21 protein-coding genes, 1 pseudogene, 1 riboswitch and 1 other annotated feature are annotated in these 22,257 nt (G+C 34.9%); of the genes and pseudogenes, 14 read left to right on the forward strand and 8 right to left on the reverse strand.

Annotated features, from left to right (window positions below; genetic code table 11):
* Nucleotides 1-7: 7 nt before the first annotated feature.
* The 6 genes and pseudogenes from RWL86_RS00890 to RWL86_RS00915 all read left to right on the forward strand — a co-directional run.
* Entirely contained in the window at nucleotides 8-538 is a 531-nt protein-coding gene (locus RWL86_RS00890; protein ID WP_314076730.1) for a DUF924 family protein, read from the forward strand.
* 122 nt (nucleotides 539-660) lie between these two features.
* Entirely contained in the window at nucleotides 661-2,055 is a 1,395-nt protein-coding gene (locus tag RWL86_RS00895) for a D-alanyl-D-alanine carboxypeptidase family protein (RefSeq protein WP_314076731.1), read from the forward strand.
* A gap of 189 nt (nucleotides 2,056-2,244) precedes the next feature.
* Entirely contained in the window at nucleotides 2,245-2,844 is a 600-nt protein-coding gene (locus tag RWL86_RS00900; protein ID WP_314076732.1) for a nitroreductase family protein, read from the forward strand.
* A gap of 35 nt (nucleotides 2,845-2,879) precedes the next feature.
* The gene (locus RWL86_RS00905) at nucleotides 2,880-3,725 is read left to right on the forward strand and encodes a VOC family protein (RefSeq protein WP_314076733.1); all 846 of its coding nucleotides are present in this window, start codon (nucleotides 2,880-2,882) and stop codon (nucleotides 3,723-3,725) included.
* A 54-nt stretch (nucleotides 3,726-3,779) separates the two neighbouring features.
* Nucleotides 3,780-3,998: a binding site (T-box leader), on the forward strand.
* A gap of 91 nt (nucleotides 3,999-4,089) precedes the next feature.
* Nucleotides 4,090-5,370 (forward strand): serine--tRNA ligase, encoded by a 1,281-nt coding sequence (serS, locus tag RWL86_RS00910; protein ID WP_314076734.1) that lies wholly within the window; start codon nucleotides 4,090-4,092, stop codon nucleotides 5,368-5,370.
* 27 nt (nucleotides 5,371-5,397) lie between these two features.
* Nucleotides 5,398-5,886 (forward strand): annotated as a pseudogene (locus RWL86_RS00915) (DNA alkylation repair protein); the annotation flags it as partial.
* Nucleotides 5,887-5,935: 49 nt separating this feature from the next.
* On the opposite strand, the gene RWL86_RS00920 reads toward RWL86_RS00915, so the two are convergent.
* The 4 genes from RWL86_RS00920 to RWL86_RS00935 form a co-directional block, all read right to left on the reverse strand.
* Nucleotides 5,936-6,985: a HAMP domain-containing sensor histidine kinase gene (locus RWL86_RS00920; protein WP_314076735.1), complete on the reverse strand. Its 1,050-nt coding sequence runs from the start codon at nucleotides 6,983-6,985 to the stop codon at nucleotides 5,936-5,938.
* Nucleotides 6,982-7,680 carry a response regulator transcription factor gene (locus RWL86_RS00925; RefSeq protein ID WP_314076736.1) on the reverse strand — a complete coding sequence of 233 codons (699 nt, stop codon included), beginning with the start codon at nucleotides 7,678-7,680 and terminating at the stop codon, nucleotides 6,982-6,984. Before RWL86_RS00925 ends, RWL86_RS00920 begins: the two co-directional genes overlap by 4 nt.
* Before the next feature lie 70 nt (nucleotides 7,681-7,750).
* Nucleotides 7,751-9,814: an SSURE domain-containing protein gene (locus tag RWL86_RS00930; protein ID WP_314076737.1), complete on the reverse strand. Its 2,064-nt coding sequence runs from the start codon at nucleotides 9,812-9,814 to the stop codon at nucleotides 7,751-7,753.
* A gap of 224 nt (nucleotides 9,815-10,038) precedes the next feature.
* Complete coding sequence (locus tag RWL86_RS00935) at nucleotides 10,039-11,826, reverse strand: glycerophosphodiester phosphodiesterase (RefSeq protein ID WP_314076738.1); 1,788 nt, start codon at nucleotides 11,824-11,826, stop codon at nucleotides 10,039-10,041.
* Between the two features lie 147 nt (nucleotides 11,827-11,973).
* Here RWL86_RS00935 and RWL86_RS00940 point away from each other — a divergent pair, with 147 nt between their 5' ends.
* From RWL86_RS00940 to RWL86_RS00975, 8 genes are all read left to right on the forward strand, one after another.
* Nucleotides 11,974-13,110: an acyl-CoA dehydrogenase family protein gene (locus RWL86_RS00940; RefSeq protein WP_314076739.1), complete on the forward strand. Its 1,137-nt coding sequence runs from the start codon at nucleotides 11,974-11,976 to the stop codon at nucleotides 13,108-13,110.
* Between the two features lie 112 nt (nucleotides 13,111-13,222).
* Nucleotides 13,223-13,269: riboswitch (PreQ1 riboswitch) on the forward strand.
* A gap of 5 nt (nucleotides 13,270-13,274) precedes the next feature.
* Nucleotides 13,275-13,784: a QueT transporter family protein gene (locus RWL86_RS00945; RefSeq protein WP_314076740.1), complete on the forward strand. Its 510-nt coding sequence runs from the start codon at nucleotides 13,275-13,277 to the stop codon at nucleotides 13,782-13,784.
* A gap of 168 nt (nucleotides 13,785-13,952) precedes the next feature.
* Nucleotides 13,953-14,591: an MBL fold metallo-hydrolase gene (locus tag RWL86_RS00950; protein ID WP_314076741.1), complete on the forward strand. Its 639-nt coding sequence runs from the start codon at nucleotides 13,953-13,955 to the stop codon at nucleotides 14,589-14,591.
* A gap of 21 nt (nucleotides 14,592-14,612) precedes the next feature.
* Nucleotides 14,613-15,395 (forward strand): TatD family hydrolase, encoded by a 783-nt coding sequence (locus RWL86_RS00955; RefSeq protein ID WP_314076742.1) that lies wholly within the window; start codon nucleotides 14,613-14,615, stop codon nucleotides 15,393-15,395.
* Nucleotides 15,392-15,943, forward strand: coding sequence for a ribonuclease M5 (rnmV, locus tag RWL86_RS00960; protein ID WP_314076743.1), 552 nt, complete (start codon nucleotides 15,392-15,394; stop codon nucleotides 15,941-15,943). The genes RWL86_RS00955 and rnmV overlap by 4 nt, the downstream gene beginning before the upstream one ends.
* Before the next feature lie 4 nt (nucleotides 15,944-15,947).
* The gene (rsmA, locus tag RWL86_RS00965; protein WP_314076744.1) at nucleotides 15,948-16,832 is read left to right on the forward strand and encodes a 16S rRNA (adenine(1518)-N(6)/adenine(1519)-N(6))-dimethyltransferase RsmA; all 885 of its coding nucleotides are present in this window, start codon (nucleotides 15,948-15,950) and stop codon (nucleotides 16,830-16,832) included.
* Between the two features lie 71 nt (nucleotides 16,833-16,903).
* Nucleotides 16,904-17,893: a YeiH family protein gene (locus RWL86_RS00970; RefSeq protein WP_006703188.1), complete on the forward strand. Its 990-nt coding sequence runs from the start codon at nucleotides 16,904-16,906 to the stop codon at nucleotides 17,891-17,893.
* A gap of 21 nt (nucleotides 17,894-17,914) precedes the next feature.
* Nucleotides 17,915-18,109 (forward strand): hypothetical protein, encoded by a 195-nt coding sequence (locus RWL86_RS00975; RefSeq protein WP_314076745.1) that lies wholly within the window; start codon nucleotides 17,915-17,917, stop codon nucleotides 18,107-18,109.
* Between the two features lie 314 nt (nucleotides 18,110-18,423).
* On the opposite strand, the gene RWL86_RS00980 is transcribed toward RWL86_RS00975, so the two are convergent.
* The 4 genes from RWL86_RS00980 to mvaD form a co-directional block, all read right to left on the reverse strand.
* Complete coding sequence (locus RWL86_RS00980; RefSeq protein WP_314076746.1) at nucleotides 18,424-18,807, reverse strand: hypothetical protein; 384 nt, start codon at nucleotides 18,805-18,807, stop codon at nucleotides 18,424-18,426.
* Between the two features lie 219 nt (nucleotides 18,808-19,026).
* On the reverse strand, nucleotides 19,027-20,112 hold the full coding sequence (gene fni / locus RWL86_RS00985; protein ID WP_314076747.1) for a type 2 isopentenyl-diphosphate Delta-isomerase: 1,086 nt from the start codon (nucleotides 20,110-20,112) through the stop codon (nucleotides 19,027-19,029).
* Nucleotides 20,109-21,221, reverse strand: a complete 1,113-nt coding sequence (locus RWL86_RS00990) for a phosphomevalonate kinase (protein WP_314076748.1) — start codon at nucleotides 21,219-21,221, stop codon at nucleotides 20,109-20,111. Before RWL86_RS00990 ends, fni begins: the two co-directional genes overlap by 4 nt.
* Nucleotides 21,218-22,249 carry a diphosphomevalonate decarboxylase gene (gene mvaD, locus RWL86_RS00995; RefSeq protein WP_314076750.1) on the reverse strand — a complete coding sequence of 344 codons (1,032 nt, stop codon included), beginning with the start codon at nucleotides 22,247-22,249 and terminating at the stop codon, nucleotides 21,218-21,220. The genes RWL86_RS00990 and mvaD overlap by 4 nt, the downstream gene beginning before the upstream one ends.
* Nucleotides 22,250-22,257: the final 8 nt, after the last annotated feature.

Here is a 22,257-nt window from a genome sequence, read left to right on the forward strand (position 1 = left end):
GGAGAGTATGGAAGCTCAAGAAGTATTACAATTTTGGTTTGAGGAATTAGAACCAAAAGACTGGTTTGTAAAATCAGATGTGTTAGATGAAGAGATTAATCGACGTTTTTTAAAGATTCATCAAGCTGCTATTGCTGGAGAATTAAGTCATTGGAGAAAGACTGTTCAGGGAAGATTAGCAGAAATTATCGTATTAGATCAATTTTCTAGGAATTTATATCGTGATGATGCAAGAGCATTTTTATATGATGGTATGGCGCTTGTATTAGCACAAGAAGCCTTACCGTATTCAAAAGAATTGACGGTCATTGAACGAAGCTTTTTATATATGCCATTTATGCATTCAGAGTCATTAGCGATTCACGAAGAGGCGGAAAAATTATTTTCTGAACCTGGAATGGAAAAACGTGCGAAATATGAACAGATGCACCGAAACATTATTGAACAGTTTGGACGCTATCCACATCGTAATGAAATTTTAGGAAGAAAATCGACTGAAGAAGAGGTAGAATTTCTTCGAAATCATTCAGGATTTTAAGTGAAAACTTTATGTAAAGCGGATTAAAAAAAGTAATAAAACCTTAATATAAATAGAGTTGTTTTTTCGTAAAAAATTCGATACGATGGATAGGCAAAAGAGAGAATTGTGGAGATATATATATGAAAAAATTCAAATGGATGAAAGCCGTTGTGACAACTTTAATCGCTTGTTTTTTAGCAAGTCCGATGCAAACAATGGTTCACGCTGATGAACCAGAAAGACCTAAAACAGCAGAAGAAATTGCCGCATTAGAAGATGTAGCATCTTACATTGCTATTGAACAAACAAGCGGAAAAATTTTGATGGAAAAAAATCAGGATGATGTTCGAGGCATTGCTTCGATGAGTAAGATGATTAGTCAGTATTTAATATTAGAAGCGATTAAAAATTCAGAAATTACATGGGAAACAAAAATTCCCATTAGTGAAAGAGTTAGTAAATTAAGTGCTAATTATTCTTTATCAAATGTGCCATTATGGCCAAATGAGAAATATAGCATTCAAGAATTATTTGAAGCCAGTTCGATTTATTCTGCAAATGCTGCAACTATTGCGATGGCAGAACATTTAGCTGGAAGTGAAGCTAAATGGGTAGAACGGATGAAGGAAAAAGTTGAATCTTGGGGAATTCAAGATGCAACGATTGTGAATGCGACAGGATTGCCAAATAAATATGGAACAACAGAAAAGAATCCAGACTTTGGAGATGATGCAGAAAATAGTATGTCTGCTCGCTCTGTTGCGATTGTAGCAAGACGTTTAGTATTAGATTTTCCAGAAATTTTAAAAATTTCTTCAGTTGCAACAAAGGAATTTAGACCAGGAACTGCTGGGATGACAAAGATGGATAATTTTAACTATTTAATTCCAGGATTATTATTTGGTTATGATGGGGTAAATGGTTTAAAAACAGGAACTTCTGAATTGAGTGGAGCTTCTATTACGACAACCGCAACTCGTAATAATTTTTCAGTTATTGTTGTATCCATGGGATCTAAGCAACCGTTGAATCGTTTTAAAGTAACAGCGAAAATGTTAGATGAATTATTTAAGAAATATGAAGGATTAGTAGTAGGAATTCCAGGGAAATCGGTTCAAAATATCCAATCTTATCCAGTCAACGGTGGTTCTGATGAGAAAATTAGTGTGGATTATGGTGATAATTTTGTAGCAGCTGTTCCAAAGGGAACGGCTATGAGCCAAGTAAAAGTTCGTTTTGAACCATTTAAAGAATTATTAGATGAAAATAATGCTTTAAAAGCACCAATTACTGCAGGAAAAACGATTGGAGAGCTATATTTCCAAATGCCTGGAGAAGATTTAGGATATGTAGATGGTCAAGCTGAAGGTCATGTACCAGCATTTGCAGGCTATGAAATCGATCCATCAAATATTGTGACAGATAGTTATCGACAAGCGAGAGGATTTGTAGGAAAAATATTCCAAGGAATTAAAGACTTTTTCGCTAGTATCATTCAGAAAGTGAAAGGATTCTTACATGCTCAAGAAGCATAGAAATACAATGGTTAAGGGGGACGACGGAGGTCGTCTCTTTTTTTATAAACGATAAATATTTCTATATAGAACGTTTTTGTTGACAAGCGATTTATTTCTATATAGAATTAATTTATAAAGAAAAAGAGTTAGAACACTCATTCTAAACTCGATAAATCATTTAACAATTAGAGAAAAGAGGAAATCAATATGACAAACTTTACAGAATTACAAACAAAACGCCGTTCAATTTACGTATTAGGAAAAAATGTGGAATTATCTAATCAAGAATTAGTGGATACAATTCAAGGAGCTATTCTTCAAACTCCATCAGCATTCCACTCACAAACAACTCGCGCTGTTATTTTATTAGATAAAGAATCAGATGCATTTTGGAATGAAATTGCTTATTCAGAATTAGAAAAAGTAACATCTGCTGAAGCATTTGAAGCTACAAAACAACGTTTAGAAGGATTTGCGCAAGCTAAAGGAACTATTTTATTTTATGAAGATCAAGATGTTGTAAAAGGTCTTCAAGAACAATTTCCTAGCTATGCTGAAAATTTCCCATTATGGTCAGAACAGGCTCATGGAATTTCATTATATGCAACATGGTTAGCATTAGCAGAAAAAAATATCGGAATGAATGTACAACATTATAATCCATTAGTAGATGCAAAATTAGCAGAAAAATATGACATTCCAGCAAACTGGAAATTACGTGCTCAAGCACCATTTGGAGCGATTGTTGCACCTGCTAGAGAAAAAGAAGTTCAAACAGAAAATCGTTTTAAAGTATTTGGAGCTTAAAAGAAGTTTCTTGAAAATAGAGGTGGTAAGGCTTTATGTATCAATCAGATTTCGAATTAGGATATGTTGCCTTAAATGTACGTAATTTAGACTTACAAAGTCAATATTATCAACAAGTTCTTGGACTTAGCCTGATTCATCAAGAAGAGTCGGTGATTGATTTAGGTGTGGGCAAGACTGTTTTAGTTCGATTAATCAAAACTGAGGAATTACTAGATGTTGCAGGTAGTTATGGACTTTATCATTTGGCGATTTTACTTCCTTCTAGGGAAGATTTAGCGCAGATTTTTAAACATTTTGTAGATAACTCTGTTCCGCTAATTGGAGCTAGTGATCATGATTATAGTGAAGCGATTTATTTAGAAGATACTGAAGGAAATGGAATTGAAGTCTATCGAGATAGACCTGTTTCTGAATGGGATATTAAAGAAGATGGACGTATTATTGGGACAACAGAAGCAATGGATGCAGAAGGATTGTATCGCTTAGCAACTCCTTTAGAAAGTCCTTATAAAATGCCAGAAGGTAGTCGAATGGGACATGTTCATTTATCAGTTCGTAAGAGTAGTATTTCGAGTGAATTTTATCAAAATGTCCTTCAAGTTCAATATAAATTCTCTGTTCGTTCTGCTTCATGGTTAGCATCTGGAAATTACCATCATCATTTAGCCGTCAATGAATGGGGTGGGCAAAATTTAACCACTAGAACAGAAGGAATGCGAGGATTAGCATACTATACCGTTATTTTCGAAGATGAGCAATTGTATCAAGATACGATTGAAAGAGCGAAGAAATTTGCTGAAAATATTGAAATTGGAGAACAGGAAGCTAGTTTTACAGACTTAGATGGTATTAAAACGCGTATAGTCTTGAATCGTTAATTCTTATGGATTACCTGTTGCACAACTTTAGAGAATATTGTAAAATACAGACATATAAAACTGTATGAATAGTAACTTGAAGTCTTTTGTAGAGAGCTAGCGTTTGGTGAAAGCTAGTAAAGTATGACAAGCGAATCCACATACTATGATGCATGGCGAAAGCATTGATTAAGCCATCCGGAGCAAACCGTTATCGCAAATGAGTGCAATGGAAACATTGAATACGGGTGGTACCGCGAAGATAAAAGTGAAACACACAACTTCGTCCCAGTGACAATTTGTCGGGGATGAGTTGTGTGTATTTTTTTACAATGGTTTAAACAAATTTTCAACAAGCAAAACGAAAGAAAATGGAGGAATCAATATGTTAGATATGAAACGAGTGAGAGATCACTTTGAAGAAGTTGTGGTTGGCTTACAAAACCGCGGAGTAGAACGTCAAGTAGTAGAAGAATTACGTGATTTAGATGAAAAACGTCGTGAATTAATTTTAAAAACGGAGCAATTAAAACAATATCGTAATACTGTAACGGAAGAAATTTCTCAATTAAAACGTAATAAAGAAGATGCAAGTGCGAAAATCGCAGAAATGAAACAAGTTGGGGAAGATGTAAAAGCAACAGATGCTTTATTAGCAGAAGTAGAAGAAAAATTAGAATACATCGCTTCACGCTTACCAAACATTGCTGCAGCAGATGTTCCTGTAGGAGAAGATGAAAACGAAAACGTAGAAATTCGTCGTGAAGGAACTCCACGTGTCTTTGATTTCGAACCAAAACCACACTGGGAAGTAGCAGAAGCATTAGATATTTTAGACTTTGAAAGAGGAGCAAAAGTATCAGGAAGCCGTTTCCTATACTATAAAGGTTTAGGAGCTCGTTTAGAACGTGCTATTTACAACTACATGATTGATTTACATGTGGAAAAACATGGCTACACAGAAATGATTACACCATATTTAGTAAACGAACAATCAATGTATGGAACAGGGCAATTCCCTAAATTTAAAGAAGATGTATTCCAAATTAATGATGAACGTAATTTAACATTAATTCCAACAGCAGAAGTTCCATTGACAAACTATTATGCAAATGAAATTTTAGAAGAAGCACAATTACCAATTTATTTCACAGCATTAAGTCCTTCATTCCGTTCAGAAGCAGGTAGTGCCGGAAGAGATACTCGTGGATTAATTCGTCTACACCAATTTAACAAAGTAGAAATGGTGAAATTCGCAACTCCTGAAACATCATTTGATGAATTAGAAAAAATGACAGATAATGCGGAAGATGTATTACGTGGTTTAGGCTTACCATTCCGTACAATTGTATTATGTACAGGAGATATGGGATTCTCAGCTTCTAAAACATATGACGTTGAAGTGTGGATTCCAGCACAAGATACTTACCGTGAAATTAGTTCATGCTCAAACTGTGTAGACTTCCAAGCTCGTCGTGCGAAAATTCGTTACCGTCAAGCTGAAACTGGAAAAATTGAATTATTACACACATTAAATGGCTCTGGTTTAGCAGTTGGTCGTACAGTAGCAGCGATCTTAGAAAACTACCAAGAAGCAGATGGAAGTGTAACAATTCCTGAAGCATTAGTTCCATATATGGGTGGAGTTACAAAAATTACTAAATAATTTTGAATAAAAGAATGAAGTGACCCCAAAAAGTTAGACTTTTTGGGGTCACTTCGTATGTATGGTGTTTTTTTATTTGGATATTTATCAGAAGAAAAACAAATTTTAGACTTTATGAAAAAGGAAGTTTCTAAAGATGAAAATTGGCGAGTTCAAGAAGTGTTAGCTAAATCGTTTGATGAATATTGTAGGAAAATAGGCTATGAACAGGCACTACCGGTCATTGATGAATGGTTGGGGGATATTCATCCGAATACAAGAAGAGCTGTGACAGAGGGATTGAGAATTTGGACGAGCAGACCTTATTTTAAAGAACACCCTGAAGAAGCGATTAAACGAATTGCTGCATTAAAAGAAGATAGTAGTGAATATGTGAGAAAATCAGTTGGAAATGCATTACGGGATATTAGTAAGAAATACCCTGAACTCATTCAGGAAGAATTAGATACTTGGAATATCGAGAAAAAATCTGTGAAACAAGTATACCAATTAGCGAGTCAATTTATTGAGAAGTGATAAATCAAAAAGGAATGAACAAACCCTACGGCACGTTCATTCCTTTTTCTTATTTAGAATTTTTATTTTCAAATGGGATAGAAAGGATGAAGGTACTTCCTACATCTTTTTGACTTTGAACAGTAATTTTTCCTCCCAGTTGATGAGCTAATTCTTGAGCAATAGCTAGACCAAGTCCATGGCCTCCAGTTTTCATGTTTCTTGAACTTTCAACTCTATAGAGTCTTTTAAAGATATGTTCAAATTCTTTAGCATCAATTCCTTTTCCTTTATCCGATACACTAATTGTAAGAGTGTTATCTTCTAAAATCCCTTTTACATCGATTGGTGTGCCAGGGTCAGAATATTTAAAGGCATTATTTAATAAATTGACTAGAATACGTAACAATTTATCATAATGACTTGTAAATTTAGCAGATTCTGGTAGAACTTGTATATGAATATCTCTATTTTCTTGTTCAATTAAAAGGTGAAACTCATTCATAGCATGAACTAATAGTTGATCTAAGAAAATCACCTCATTTTTTTGAGAATGATTCTCCGTTTCTTGTGTATTAAGCGTTAAGTCATCTAATTCTTCTACTAATTTATTTAATCGTTCCGTTTGACGGTTAATCGTTGTTAAGTAATGAAATTGTTCTTCTTGAGTAATGATTCCATCTAAAATCCCTTCAACGGTTGCTTGTATAGAAGTAATAGGAGTCTTTATATCATGGGAAAGTTGAGCAATCATTATTCTCTTTTCTTTCTCACTTTCTTCTAGTGAATCAAAGGATTTTTTTAAATCGTCTGACATATGATTAAAAGCTTTTCCAAATTCTTGAAATTCAATAGGGCCTTTAATGGTGACGGGAGTATTAAAATTTTTATTGGCAATATCTTTTGCTTTCTTTTTAAGTTCGTTAAGAGAAGAGAATATAGGGGATAGAAGTAATAAACTAATCACAGCGCCAATGAAGCTAGCGAATAATGTAACTCCTATTAAAAAGTAAATTTCACTTTTCTCGATTAACATTTTTTGAACTGCCCAAAAAACAGCGAGTATGGTTAAAATAGTAGAAATCAGATAACCAATAATAATATAATTTTTTAATTTCATAATGAACCTCTTGGTTTTTCAATTTTATATCCTAAACCCCATACGGTTTTAATTGTTGGGGTATGTAAACTAGAGTGCTTAGATAATTCTTGTCGTAAAGCATGGATATGAACGTTTAGTGTATTCGTATCGTCTATAAATTCTTCTTGCCAAACTTTTTCATATAATTCTGTTTTTGAGAAAACTCGTTCAGGATTTTTGCATAAAATCCATAAAAGTTCAAAAGCTTTTATTGTTAAATTAAGTAGATGATTGTCGACATAAACTTCATACGTTTCGTGGTTTAATTTTAGATTTCCTAATTGTACTTGACTAGGATTTCCCCCTCGATAAATTCTTTTAAAAATATTATTGACGCGAAGTACAAGTTCTCTAGGGCTGAAAGGTTTTGTAATAAAGTCATCAGCACCCATACTAAGGCCAAATATTTTATCTTGTTCACTAGTTTTAGCTGTCATAAATAAAAACGGTTGGTCGGGAGATAAATATTGAACTTCACTAATAAAATCATATCCATCCATTTTGGGCATCATAATATCAGTAATAATTAAATCAATGGATTTGTTTTTAAATAGTTCTAATCCTTCAACTCCATCGTGGGCCACAAAAACCGTATAACCAGCTTGTGATAAGTAACGATTTTGGATATCTGTAATTTCAAACTCGTCATCTACGAGTAATATTGTTTTTTCCATTAGAGACTCCTTTGATAAAAATAGTGCTATACTTTTGCTCAGTATAACACTATTTTTAGGGGAATTAAACTTAGATTCTTTCTTTTTTAGTTTTTAATCCTAAGATACCTAGAGCAAATGCTAATCCAGCTGAGATTACTCCTAAAGCAGAAGTGTTTGTAGTAGCTTCTCCTGTTACCGGTAGAGTAGCTTTACTTTCTTTTTTCATAGAATCGTTATTTTTCATTTCTTTTGCTTCTTCTTTTTGATGTTTCATCATTGGAGTAGAAAGGTCTTCTTTTTTAGATTTTTCTTGTTTCATTGCTTGAGAATTCATTTGTTGAGAGTGCTCCATAGTCGTTGGTTTCATCTCATCTTTTTTAGCATGGTCTTCTTTCGTTACAGAAGTAGTATTTGTAGTTGAAGAAGAATTGTTGGATGCCATGCTTTCTTTATGCAAAGTAATACGAACTTCACGTGTAGCAACAACATTAGATAAATCGGCTTTACCATCTTTATTACCGTAAACTTTTACAGTAGCTTGGTAAGTTTGAGTACCATTGGCACGAAGTTGATCAAGAAGAGCTTGTCCTTCTTTACCAGTAGTGTTTCCATTTAAGTCTACTTCATAGAAGTATTGACCTTTAGCAAGACCTTCAAGAGGAAGTAATGCTGGATTTTTAGCAGTTCCATTATCAGACCAAGGTGCATTTTCAGAAGATTTCAGTAATAGACGAGTTAACATACCGTCGCCACCGAAGAATTCATAAGGAATCACTTGGTTAACCCCAGCAAGGAAAGGTCCAGGAACATTGGCTTTTTCAAGATAGCTAGCAGGCACTTCAGTTTGTGCTTTAATATTGTTGGCTACAGATTCGTTTACCTTTTGAGCAGGAGTTAATCCGTTTAACGCAATTGAAATATTTTTAGTAGCAACAACATTAGATAAATCCGCTTTACCGTCTTTATTACCGTACACTTTTACAGTAGCTTGGTAAGTTTGAGTACCATTTTCACGAAGTTGATCAAGAAGAGCTTGTCCTTCTTTACCCTTAGTGTTTCCATTTAAATCAACTTCATAGAAATATTGACCTTTTGTAAGACCTTCAAGAGGAAGTAATGCCGGATTTTTAGCAGTCCCATTATCAGACCAAGGTGCATTTTCAGAATATTTCAGTAATAGACGAGTTAACATACCGTCGCCACCGAAGAATTCATAAGGAATCACTTGGTTAACCCCAGCAAGGAAAGGTCCAGGAACATTGGCTTTTTCAAGATAGCTAGCAGGTACTTCAGTTTGTGCTTTAATATTGTTGACTACAGATTCGTTTACCTTTTGAGCAGGAGTTAATCCGTTTAAAGTAACTGAAATATTTTTAGTAGCAACAACATTAGATAAATCGGCTTTACCGTCTTTATTACCGTAAACTTTTACAGTAGCTTGATAAGTTTGAGTACCATTGGCACGAAGTTGATCAAGAAGAGCTTGTCCTTCTTTACCAGTAGTGTTTCCATTTAAGTCTACTTCATAGAAGTATTGACCTTTAGCAAGACCTTCAAGAGGAAGTAATGCTGGATTTTTAGCAGTTCCATTATCAGACCAAGGTGCATTTTCAGAAGATTTCAGTAATAGACGAGTTAACATACCGTCACCACCGAAAGCTTCGTAAGGAATCACTTGGTTAACTCCAGCAAGGAAAGGGCCAGGAACATTTGCTTTTTCAAGATAGCTAGCAGGCACTTCAGTGTTTGATTTAATATTATTTGCTACGGAATCTTTTACTTGTTGTGGTGAAGTAATAGGAGTAGTTTCTGCTGGAGTTGCAGCTCTATCTTCGACTTTGTTTTCAACAGGTTTATTTGTTGTACTTTCAGTTGATTTTGGGGAAGTAGATGAATCATTTGAATTTGTTAAGGCTGTATCAGCAGCATTTTTAATAAGTTTATTAATATCATTCGGGTTTGATTCTTTCTCTTTATTAACCTTATCTGGGATTGTTTGAGTAACCAGTGTAACATTGCCTTCTTTTGCTAGTACGGAATTTGCTGGAGAGGTAATCATAAAGAATCCACTAGCAACAACGATGGATGCTACACCAACACTTAAACGACGAATTGACCAACGAGTAATTTTTTCTTGCATATTTTTTTTCATAGTAAAACCTCCTAAGTTTTGTATGTGTTTACTATAAGAGATAAAAATAAAGTGAGTATAATGAAAAGTTAAAATAATTCTTAAATATCCGTTATGAAATACTTATATACGAAAAAATTAGTGAAAATAAGGCTGGGATAACTTTATTTAGAGAACAGAATAGGAGTTTTTCTAAAAATATAAAGGCAAGAATCATTCAGATTTGACGATTCTTGCCTATAAAATTATTTTTTCACACTAACATTGATAGCATCTAACACACGTTCAACAGGGGTACTTTCTTCGAGTAAGTGTTTTTGTTCTTCTTTGGCGATATCAGGGTGGTCAGTAATGATGCCTGAAACAGAGCTGTGAAGATATTTATTAATTTCTTCGGGTTCATTAATTGTCCAAACATAAACTTCATGACCCTGTTGCTGAGCAGCAATGGTTGTTAAGTCATGATAAGAGAAATCTTCCACTACATAAAAGTCTACAGCAGGATTTCCAAATCCGCCAAATTGGAGTGGAATGACATATCCAGTATCCATTTCGGGAGCTTTTCGTTCAATTTCTTCAATAACGTTTAAGTTGATAGACATTACTTTGTAAGTTTTTTCAACACCTAATTCTCTCATTTTAGCAATAAAGAGGTCGGTGTAGTCAGCTCCTTCAAAACCATGAGGTTTTAATTCAACGAGTAATTTGACATTGAGTTCCTTTGCTTTTGTAACAAATTCTTCAAAAGAAGGGATATGACTTTCATAATCATTTTGGTAAATTGGAAGTCCAACAATTTCATCATAAGTCATATCTTTAACTTTTTTATTGAGACGGGCTAATCGTTTCAAATTATAATCATGCATGACGATAAATTGATTATCTTTTGTTAGTAAAATATCCATTTCCACATAATCGGCACCTTCTTTTGCAGCAGCTTCTAAAGCTTCAAGAGAATTTTCAACCCCATATTCGGTAAATCCTCGGTGAGCGACGATAGCAGCTGAGGAAGAGTTTTCCCAATGATATTTTGTAATAGCTTCACTAGAATAGAAAATCGTTAAACCGATAAAAGCAGCCGCTGTAATAATGGTACTTTTAAAGGGAATTTCAGGAATATGATGCTTGATCGTTACATCTACGGCATCTTGATCATCTGCTAGTTTTACTAAAATAATCACTAAAGAAATTTTTGTATAAATTGCCATAAAGAAAATAACTAGTTTTGATAGAACGAACAGGCTTGTTACAATAAAGACATTATCCATTATAGAAGATAAGTAGCCTAAAGTAATTGTAAGAATAAACGTCACTAAAAATCCGATAAGGGATAGGACGATTTCAACAAGTAAGAAGATACCAATATGTCTCCATAATTTCTTCTTTGTGAGAGACCAACTTGTTTTCAGATTTTCTAAAAAACAATGGTTCGTCAAAATTTGTAGTGGAATAGCATAAATGAATCGAAGATGAAAATAAGCTAGTACTACAAATAAAAGGATAGAACCGATAGCTCCAGCAGTCGTTTTTTGAATTTCTTCTGTAATAAAGTTTGGAATATACAATTGTTCGGTTAAAAACGAAGTCATCCCAAATTTTCCTAAAGGTAATAGTGTTAATAAATACAATAAGAAATAAATAAATTGTGGGCTAAAAAATTCCTTCACTTCTCCAAAAGCATTTTTTAAACTCGTTCGCCATGAGAAATGTGTCTTAGAAATTGTTCCATACACCATAAAGGTAAGAATCGAAAATTCAATAAAGACAAATAAAATGACGGCAAATAAATACGCAATAAACGCTAAAATAATAATAGGTGAGGAGAAAAATAATTTCATATTGCTAAAATTAAAATTACTTTGTCCCGACAAAAAAATAATGCCTTTAAATAAGGTTGATAAAATTCGAAAGCCAACAAAGGATACAAAAAATTGTAAGAAGGCAGCATTTCGAACATACATAATTTTGTTGGAAAATAAATTATTCAATACGAATCGAACGGTTTTCCAAACAGGTAAGGATTGATTTTTCATAAAGCCTCCTTATAGAAAGATTGAGAATATTGTAGCACAGAATAAAGAAAAGTTGAATATCATAGAAAATGTAAGTTTGATTCGTTGTATCCGTATAGGTATTGCCGTATACTTAAAGCGTAATCATAACTTTATAGGAGGGATTTTATGTTTTTATCAGAGGAATTACTAGCACAAATTCATCAAAGAGCAGCGCGATATGATTTGGAAAATGCGTGGCCAAAGGAAGATTATGAGGCATTAAAAGAAGCGGGATATTATAAAGCTTTTGTGCCAAAAGAATATGGGGGATATGGCTTATCTCTTCAAGAAATTGCCCAAGAACAAACAAGACTAGCAATGGCAGCACCAGGAACAGCTCTTGGTATTAATATGCACCAAATTATTGTTGGCTTAGCAAAGCATATGGTTCGATTTGGTAATAAGAAGGGTGAACAAATTTTACGAGATGCGGCTGATGGGAAGTTGTTAGCATTTGGTATTTCTGAACCAAGTAATGACCGAGTTTTATTTGGATCTATTTCGAAAGCAGAGCCACAAGAAGATGGCGGCTATCGTTTTTATGGGAAGAAAGTTTTCCTATCGATGGGAAAATATTGCGATAAATTAGTTTCATTTGGTTCAGACACTTCTGGAGAATCTCCATTGTCTGTCTTTGCTTATTTAACACCTGATGCAGAAACATTCGAAGTAAAAGATGATTGGAATACATTAGGAATGAAAGCAACTCAATCAAACACGGTCGAATTAAAAGGTATTTATGCTGCAGAAGAGCAAATTTTAACAAAAGTAGCTCCTGGTCCAAGTTTTGATCCAGTTGTGTTTGGTATTTTTGCTTATTTTGAAATTTTATTAGCTGCTACTTACCATGGAATTGGAAAACGTGCGTTAGAAATCGGAATTGAAACGGTAAAAACTCGTCATTCTGTATCGAATGATGCGCCGTATTCTCAAGATAAAAATATTCGTTGGAGAATTGCTGAAGCAGCTATTATTTTAGATGGCATTCAACCACAAATTAATGAATTAAGTCAAACATTGGAATCAAGCGAAGAATATAGCTTTATTTGGTTACCACGTTTATCTTCGATTAAAAATCGTTCGGTTGAAGTATCGAAAAAAGCAGTGGAAGAAATTGTACGTGCTAGTGGAGGAAGTTCTTATTATAATACAACAGAACTTTCACGCTTATATCGTGATGTATTAGCTGGCTTATTCCAACCATCTGATCAAGAATCTCTCCATGATGCATGGGCAAATATTTTATTAGGACCTATTGCGTAGTTAGTTGGTAGGAGTATGAGTTTTGTTTAAATTCTTATTCTGTCAAAGGTTCGTTCAGGATATTCCTAGTATTTTCAAGAAGTTTATAGTACAATAATTCCTAGCGTTTTGGACGCTCGAGGTTCGCAACCATCCCTCGATTCAAAAAACTAGGAGGAAAAGAAATGAAACAAAACAATGTAAAAGTGTTGATGATCAACGCAATTGTAGCAGCATTATATGTGGTGATTACAACAGTATTTGCCTTTATGTCTTTTGGGAATGTCCAATTCCGTATTTCAGAAATGTTAAACCATTTATTTGTCTTTGATAAAAAGTATGGGTATGGGATTATTGCGGGTGTTATTTTAGCCAATACTATTTTTATGTCTAGCTCTGGTTTAGGAGTATATGATTTAGTATTTGGTTTAGGACATTCTATTTTATCTTTAGTGATTGGTTCATTTGTGTTCCGATTTGCCAAAGATTTAAAAGGCAAAATGTTATTATTATCCATCGTATTTAGTGTGATGATTTTCTTAGTAGCGATTGAGTTAAAACTTGTATTAGAATTACCATTTTGGTTAAGCTACTTTGAAACTTTTGTTGGCGAAATTGTAGTCATGTTAGTGGGAATTCCAGTTATGTTAGCAGCCGATAAAGCAATTAATTTTACAAAACAAATGAAAGCATAATATAGGTTTTAAAAGGTATATTCGAGAATTCGGGTATGCCTTTTATTGTTAGTGGAAAATGTTGCTAGTTTGTTTATTAAAAAAGGCATTTCGTAACCTCATGACTTGTAAAAAAGCATAAAAGCATCTAAACTATAGTAGACTATGAATCAGAAAAGAGGAATTTCAATGGAATTATTAAGTTTAACAGTAGGACGCCTACAAGAGAACGTGTATTTTTTAATTGATGAAAATAAAGAAACATTAATTTTTGACCCAGGTGCACAAGCAGAGGATATTAAAGAATTAATTGAAGAAGAAGGATTGAAGCCAATTGCGATTGTGTTAACACATGCGCATGGAGACCACATTGGAGCAGTAGACGAATTAAGAAAAGCATACAACATTCCAATGTATATGAATGAAATTGAAAAAGAATTTTTAACGAATACAGATTTCAATCGTTCATTATATTCAAACGAAAATATTACGGTAGAGCCTGCTGACGGATACTATCCAGCAGACTTAGGAAAATGGAAAATTGGAAGTTTTGAGCCTGAATTAGCGTTAATTCCGGGACATTCTCCAGGTAGTACAGTGTTTATCTTCAAAGATAATGGATTTGTTATTGGAGGAGACGTTCTATTTAAAGGTAGCGTCGGACGTAGCGACTTCTCATATGGTAGTCATATGACATTAATGGCAGGAATTGAACAATATTTATTACCGTTACCAGGAAATACGGTTGTTTTCCCAGGACATGGAGAACCAACAACATTACAAGATGAAATTGCAAGTAACCCGTTTTTAAATGGAGCAACTAGATAGAACTCAGTAGGAGAATTCAAAATGATTTTTGATACACATACACATTTAAATGTAGAGCAATTCGAAGGAGAAGAAGCAGACGTTATTAAGCGTGCAAAGGAATTAGCCGTTACACGTTTTGCGGTTGTCGGATTTGATACACCAACGATTGAAAAAGCTCTCCAATTAAGTGAAACATTTGAAGAAGTAGTGGCGATTGTAGGATGGCATCCGGTTGAAGCACATGCCTATACACCAGAAATTGAGAAAACATTAATCACACAATTAACTCATCCAAAAGTAGTGGCAATGGGGGAAATGGGATTAGATTATTACTGGGATGACTCTACACCTGAAGAACAAGAACGAGTATTCCGTCGCCAAATTGCCATTGCCAAAGAAATGAAATTACCGATTGTCATTCATAATCGTGATGCGACAGAAGATTGTTATCGTATCTTAAAAGAAGAAGATATTCGAGATATCGGCGGAATTATGCATAGTTACAATGGCGATGTGGAATATATGAAACGTTTCTTAGATTTAGGAATGCATATTTCTTTTAGTGGAGTTGTGACGTTTAAAAATGCTCCACAAGTTCGTGAGTGTGCGAAAATCGTTCCACTAGATCGTTTTTTAGTTGAAACAGATGCCCCTTATTTGGCCCCTGTTCCGTATCGTGGAAAGAGAAACGAAACAGGATATACTCGCTATGTTGTTGAAACAATTGCTAAGGAAAGAGAAATGGCTTGGGAAGAAATTGCTAAAGCATCGACAGAAAACGCAATGAAGCTATTTCGATTTGAAGAAAGAGGATTAAAATGAATCCAATTATAGTAGTAGAAGGGCGAGATGACACTCGTCGATTAAAGGAAGTTTTTCCAGAAATTGAAACGATTGAAACGAATGGTTCAGCTATTGATGATGAAACACTTGCATTAATTAAAAAGGCAAGTGAAATTCGAGAAGTCATTGTGTTTACAGATCCAGATTATCCAGGACAAAGAATTCGTTCGATTATTCAAGAAGCGATTCCGACGGTAAGTCATGCTTTTATTGAAAGAGAAGAAGCCGTTCGAAAAACGAATCATAAAAGTCTTGGGGTAGAACATGCTAGCGATGAAAGTATTCAAAAAGCATTGGAGCATGTGTATAAACCAGTAGCAGACATTCAAGAAGAGATTGCTCAATCGGTGATTTTAGAACTAGGACTGATTGGCTATCCTCACTCGTCTTATTTAAGAAAAGAAGTGTCTAAAGAATTACGAATTGGACATACAAATGGAAAGCAATTAACAAAACGATTGAAATTATTTGGCATTTCAGAGCAAGAATTACGAAATGCGGTACAAATTGTACAGGAAAGGAGCTAAAAAGATGTTTGAAAAAGATATTGCCACGCCGACTCGAACACGTGAAATTATGGAACGTCATGGTATTAAAGTGAAGAAGAGTTTAGGGCAAAACTTTTTAATTGAACCGAATATTTTAACAAAAATGTTAGATGTGGCAGATGTTAACAAGGAAACAAATGTCATTGAAATTGGACCAGGGATTGGTGCATTAACGCAACGCTTAGCAAGAGCTGCTAAAAAAGTCTTAGCCTTTGAAATTGATGGACGTTTAATTCCAGTATTAGAAGATACTTTATCAGATCATGATAATGTCACTGTGATTCATGAAGATATTTTAAAAGTTGATTTAGAAACAGTGATTCAGGAACACTTCAATGTGGAGGAGAGATTACTAGTTGTTGCAAACTTGCCGTATTATATTACGACACCGATTATTATGAATCTCTTAGAATCAGGTTTACCAATTGATGGATTTGCAATGATGATGCAAAAAGAAGTGGCAGAAAGAATGACTGCTCAACCAAATTCAAAAGCTTATGGCTCATTAACGGTGGCGATTCAATATTGGTGCCATGCCAAAATCGGATTTATTGTTCCTAAAACAGTTTTTAATCCAGCACCAAATGTAGATTCAGCTATTTTAGTATTGGAACGTAGAGAAGAACCTCTAGTAATGGTCAAAGATGAAGCGTTCTTCTTTGATTTAGTAAAAAATAGTTTTGTCCAACGTAGAAAAACATTATGGAATAATTTGGTCAAAGCTTATGTGCCAGGAAAACTAACAAAAGAACAAATTCAAGAAGCGTTGAACTCTGTTTCGATTGAACCAAATCGTCGAGCAGAAACACTAACTATTGAAGAATTTGCAGCCTTATCAAATCAATTACAACAATTTGTAGGAGAGTAACAATTGTTCATGGAAAAAGAACGAAGATGTGATACATTTGTGTGTAATTGTTTTTGAAAGGATGGAGAAAAATGGAACAATGGGTTCAACGAAGTAAAGGAATTTTATTAACCTTTGGATTAGCAGTATTAGCTGTTATTTTAGGAGACGTAATGCCGGTTATTGGAAGTGCGGTATTTGCGATTATTTTTGGGATGTTAGTAAGTAATTTCTATACATTACCAAGTGATTTTAAACCAGGAATTAATTATTCCGCTAAAAAATTATTACATTATTCGATTATTGCATTAGGGTTTACAATGTCATTTGCTCAAGTGCAACAAACAGGATTAGAGTCTTTACAAGTAACACTGGTTACGATTGTAGCAGCTTTCTTAACAGCAGCTCTTGTAGGAAAATGGTTAGGATTGTCAGATCATTTACGAACATTAGTAGGGTTTGGGACAGCGATTTGTGGAGGTTCTGCAATTGCAGCAGCTTCGCCAATTATTAAAGCAGATGATGAGGAAATTGCCTTGTCGATTTCAACGATTTTCTTATTTAATATTATTGCTGTGTTCTTATTCCCGTTTTTAGGACATGTGTTACAAATGACAGATGCACAATTTGGATTATTTGCAGGGACAGCAATTAATGATACTTCAAGTGTAGTGGCAGCTGGTTATAGTTATAGTAGTGGAGCAGGGGATATTGCTACCATTGTAAAATTAACACGTGCGTTAATGATTTTACCAGCTTGTTTAATTTTGTCACTTATTGAGGCAAGACGTCAAAAGAAATCTGGGGAATCTGTAAATTGGAAGAAAATTTTCCCAATGTTTATTTTATGGTTTTTAGTTGCCTCTGTTGTGACAAGTGTGGGAATTTTCCCTAAAGAATTTATCCCATATGCAAAATTAGCTTCTAAATGGTTAATGGCAATGGCATTAGCAGGAATTGGTTGCCAAGTATCATTTAAGAGTTTCCGTGAAGCGGGAGCTAAACCGATTGCTACAGGGTTGGCAACTTGGTTTGTAGTAGGAGCGACTAGTTTGTTTATTCAATATTTTGTAATGAAGTAATCCCTGAATGAAGGAGAGTTTATGAAGCGCCTATTAAGTTTAGGATTTTGGATAGGGTTGATTTATATTTTGATTTTTTCGAAGGTAAATGCGGTTCAATCGTTTGTAAATACTTCGATGGTTGGAGTTTATTTACATGTGGTGATGATTTGCTTGTTGATAATCGGATTTTTTGCCTATCTATTAAGAATCGTACATTTCTTATTTGTGTCGTAGAATAGAAAAAACCAAAGATTTGTTTTGAATAGCAACGGACGCCAGCAGCTTCGCAAAAGCGAATCTCATGGCTAAAATTTGAGCCTAGGGTCTCAAATTTTCCGGCAACTAAAACCGCTGCTGCGGTTTTGGTTGCTTTTGCTATTAAAACAAATCTTTGGTTTTTCTATTTAGTTTTTGAAGTAGTGACGGACGCTAGTAGACCTGCGGTCTCATGGCTAAAATTTGAGACTTTTGGACAGCCTCACACCTGAACTAAACTAATTTTGTCGGGACATTTTAACTTGTGCTTGACAGCGATAACTTCAGAGAAATTAAACTTTATTTCTTGAGGAATTTTCAAGCCTCCAACCTACAATCCAGCTAAGGACTAAAAGATAATTTTCAAGTGCACCAATAGCATTGACTGAGTGATGATATTGAAGATAGCTAAGGAAATGATTAGTCCCAATCCCAAGGCCTCCAATAATCAAAGCCATTAGAACAGCTCTCAAATAAAACCAATCATACTTGAGATTGACAGCGATCAGAATCACAAGGACTGCTATATTCCAAATACCAATCTCCCTCTGCCATCCGACAGAAATACCGTACCCCGAATGACTTCCCATATAAGTTGGAAAGAATAGCTGAAAAACAATAGCACCAGTCATGGCGAGGATGACTAGGATAAATAGGACTCTTAAAAATTTGTTCATAAAGTTGCTCCTAACCTTTTTTAAATTTTCCCTACAAAACTAACATAAATGATAGATACTTTCAATAATTATGAGAATCGGATTATTTACGCTGTAGCCTTTTTTTATTTTCATTTTTGGACATACTTATTCAATATTAACCTCTGTTCCCAAAAAAAGGCAGACTATCCCCTTAAATTTTCGCATTTTTTAAAGTTATACAATTATTAAGCAACCCAACTATTCAATTGCTCTATTTCTACTTCTGTTTGCGAAGGTTGTCCAGTCTATGTGGCGGGCGTTGCACCAGTGAGCGGTTGTGTGTGGAAGAATGATGTCTGTTTGGCGTAATGCTTCGGTTTTTGAAATGCCTAATAGGGTGTAAATATTTTTCAATTGATTCTTCCAGTCATTAACGGTTTGTATGGCTGTTGGTAGGGAGTCTTGTGGGCGAATTAGGTGTAAAAATTCTCCAGACATTCCTACAGCACTTGCTCCTAGGGCAAGGGATTTTACGATATCTAATGGTGAATGAATGCCCCCAGAAGCAATGAGTTCACAAGATAAATCATAACCTTCTACTAAGGACTGAACCGTTGTTTGTCCCCAGTCTTCTAATTCATCAAATAAAGTATCTTCTCTTCGAGCATTTTCAATGGCTGCAAAATTTGTGCCTCCACGTCCACTAATATCAATCGTTTGAACTCCGATATTGATTAGTTCTTGTATTGCTTCTCTACTAAATCCAAATCCGACTTCTTTGACAATAACGGGAACGTCTACATTAGTTACGATTTCCTCAATATTTTTTAACCAATAATGGAAAGAGCGATCGCCTTCTGGCATCACTAATTCTTGTAACGTGTTCACATGAATTTGAATTCCATTTGCTTCAATGAGGTCAATTGCTTTTTTAGCAGATTCAACCGTATAATGGGCTCCTAAATTCGCCAATACAATTCCGTTAGGATTCTCTTTTCGAATAATGGTGAAGCTTTCTGCAGTAGAAGGGTCTTTCATGGCAATACTCATCGATCCAGTTGCCATCGCAATTCCTGTTTCATGTGCCAATTGTGCTAGGCGTTGATTAATGAGAGTTGTTCGAGGACTTCCACCAGTAATCGCATTAATGAAAAATGGAGTTTCTAAAGTGAAGCCTGCCATTTTTGTTTGAAGAGAAACTTCATTTACAGCCATTTCAGATAGAGGATGATGGACAAAACGAGTTTGTCGTAATTCTAAATTCGACTGGGATTGATATTGTTGAGTTGCATGACCCACATGTTCATCTTTTCTTTTCATTTGTTGTGTATAGGCTTGTGTCATGAGAGCTCCTTTCTAATAGCGCCTTTTGAAGGGGCTATTTCTAAGTTTAGTGGAAGAATACCAGCTTTTTCCCATTGGGTTGTGATGGTGTCTTCTTGTTGAGGTTTTGTAATAAAGCAAATCCCACAATCGCCTCCGCCAGCTCCAGAAGTTTTGGCACTGGCGTTTTCTTGAAGTGCAATTTGACAAAGTTTTGTTAAGGATGGAGTTTCGAGTACAATATTCATCTCTTTAGCAAAGTCTAATAAGAGAGCTCGATTATCCGTAATTCCTTGTAGAAATACTTCTGTATCTTCGTTTGTTAAAGCAGTCGTTATTTGTTTTAAAATTGTTGTGTTTTGTTTTAAAAATTGTTGGTAATACGCATCCTTTTCCGCTTGCGTTCTTGTATGAGTGACAGATGATACGAACGAAGAAGTGTCGGCTTTTTCTTTTGTCCATCCAACAAGCATTTTTAGCGCTGTTGGTAAAGATAATGGCTGAATGACTAAGCCAGTCCATTTTTTATTGACAACTTCTGAAATGGAATGCTGTTGTAATTGCTCTTGAATCCATGTTGCATCGATTCGTTGATATAAAATGATACCTCCAAAGGCACTAGAAGCAATATCTCCTAAGGAACCATTACTACCAAGCAGAGTATTTGTAATAGCTGCTAATTTGTAAACGAGTAGAGGTTCAACAGGAATATGATGCCATTGTAAAATAGTGTCAATGGTCGCAACAACAACAGCTCCACTAGAGCCAAGACCAAATTTGATATTCGAGTGAACATCGTCTAATTGGCTTGTCACTTTCAAATGATAGAGCTCTTCATTCCAATAGTTTCGTTGTTTCGCATAAGTTTCAGCAACTTCAATCGCAGTAGTCATTAATGTATATGGATGATTTTCTTCGATTATTTGTAAAAGTTCTTGTTCTCTTTTCCAATGAAGCGTTAAATCCGGTTGTTGAGTGGAATAGATTGTTCCAACTTCTTCAAGAGAAGGAGTTAAGTCAACGGTTAAATAGCGATTGACAGCTGCAATAAGTGCCGGTTGTCCTGGAGTAACGACTGCATATTCACCAGCGATAAATAATTTTCCAGGAGCAGTAGCTTGAATATTCATAATGATGTTCCTTTTTGATTGAAATGTTGAATGCTTTCTTGCCATTCTTCTTCTGTTAGAGTTCTCATTGCTTCTCCTGGAAGAGAGGAAATGAGTTTTTCAGAAGCAAAATATTGTTCGAAATGGTCACGAACTTTGTCTAAATCACTCGCTTTACAAAGAACTTTTACATTCGGACCAGCATCCATTGTGTAATAAGCAGGAATTCCTAATACTTCACGTAAGTAAACGACTTGTTGCTGAGCAATCAGACTATCTGGTTCAAAATAACAAAACGGAGGTTGACTTGCTAGCATTGTCGCATGCATTTTCATTCCGTTAAATTCGGCAATTTCTCCCATTCGAGTAAAGTTTTTCTCTTGTATAGCTGTTTTAATCTCTTCTAAATCAGTTTTTGCACTTTCTACCCATGCAGGATAGAAAGGAGAAGTGGCAACTGTTTGTTCCATTCCAATACGGCTGGAGATTTTTTTAGCAGCACCATTAACAACGACGATGAGCATTCCAATATCCCAAGAAGCATCGTCAATAGGAATCGCCATACTATCTTCTGAATTCGTTCCTTGATTCCATTCAACAAAGCCACCAAATAAACTTCTCGTAGAACTTCCACTTCCACGACGAGCATATGTTGATAATTCACTTCTTGATAAATCCCATCCCATTGCTTGATGCATCGCTCCTGCTAAAGCGGCAAAAGCTGAAGCAGAACTTGCTAAACCAGCTGCAGTAGGAACAAAGTTATAACTCTCAATACGAGCAAATCGTGTTTCCTTTGCAGGAATACGGAATAAATCTAAAAAATTTGAAATTTTTTGTGTTTCAGCTTCTTGTTGCAAAACATTATTTAAATAAAATTCATCTTTTTCTAAAGTTTCATCTAAAGTAATTTTTGTATCGGTATAAAAAGCCTCTAATGTGAGGGATAAGCTACTATTCATTGGAAGAAATAATGCTTTATCCTTTTTCCCCCAATATTTAATCAGTGCAATATTTGTATGTGCACGTGCAATTCCTGTTGTTTTCATATAAGCTC

Origin of the sequence: uncultured Granulicatella sp. (genome assembly GCF_963515095.1) — a bacterium.
In the GTDB taxonomy this organism is placed as follows: Bacteria; Bacillota; Bacilli; order Lactobacillales; family Aerococcaceae; genus Granulicatella.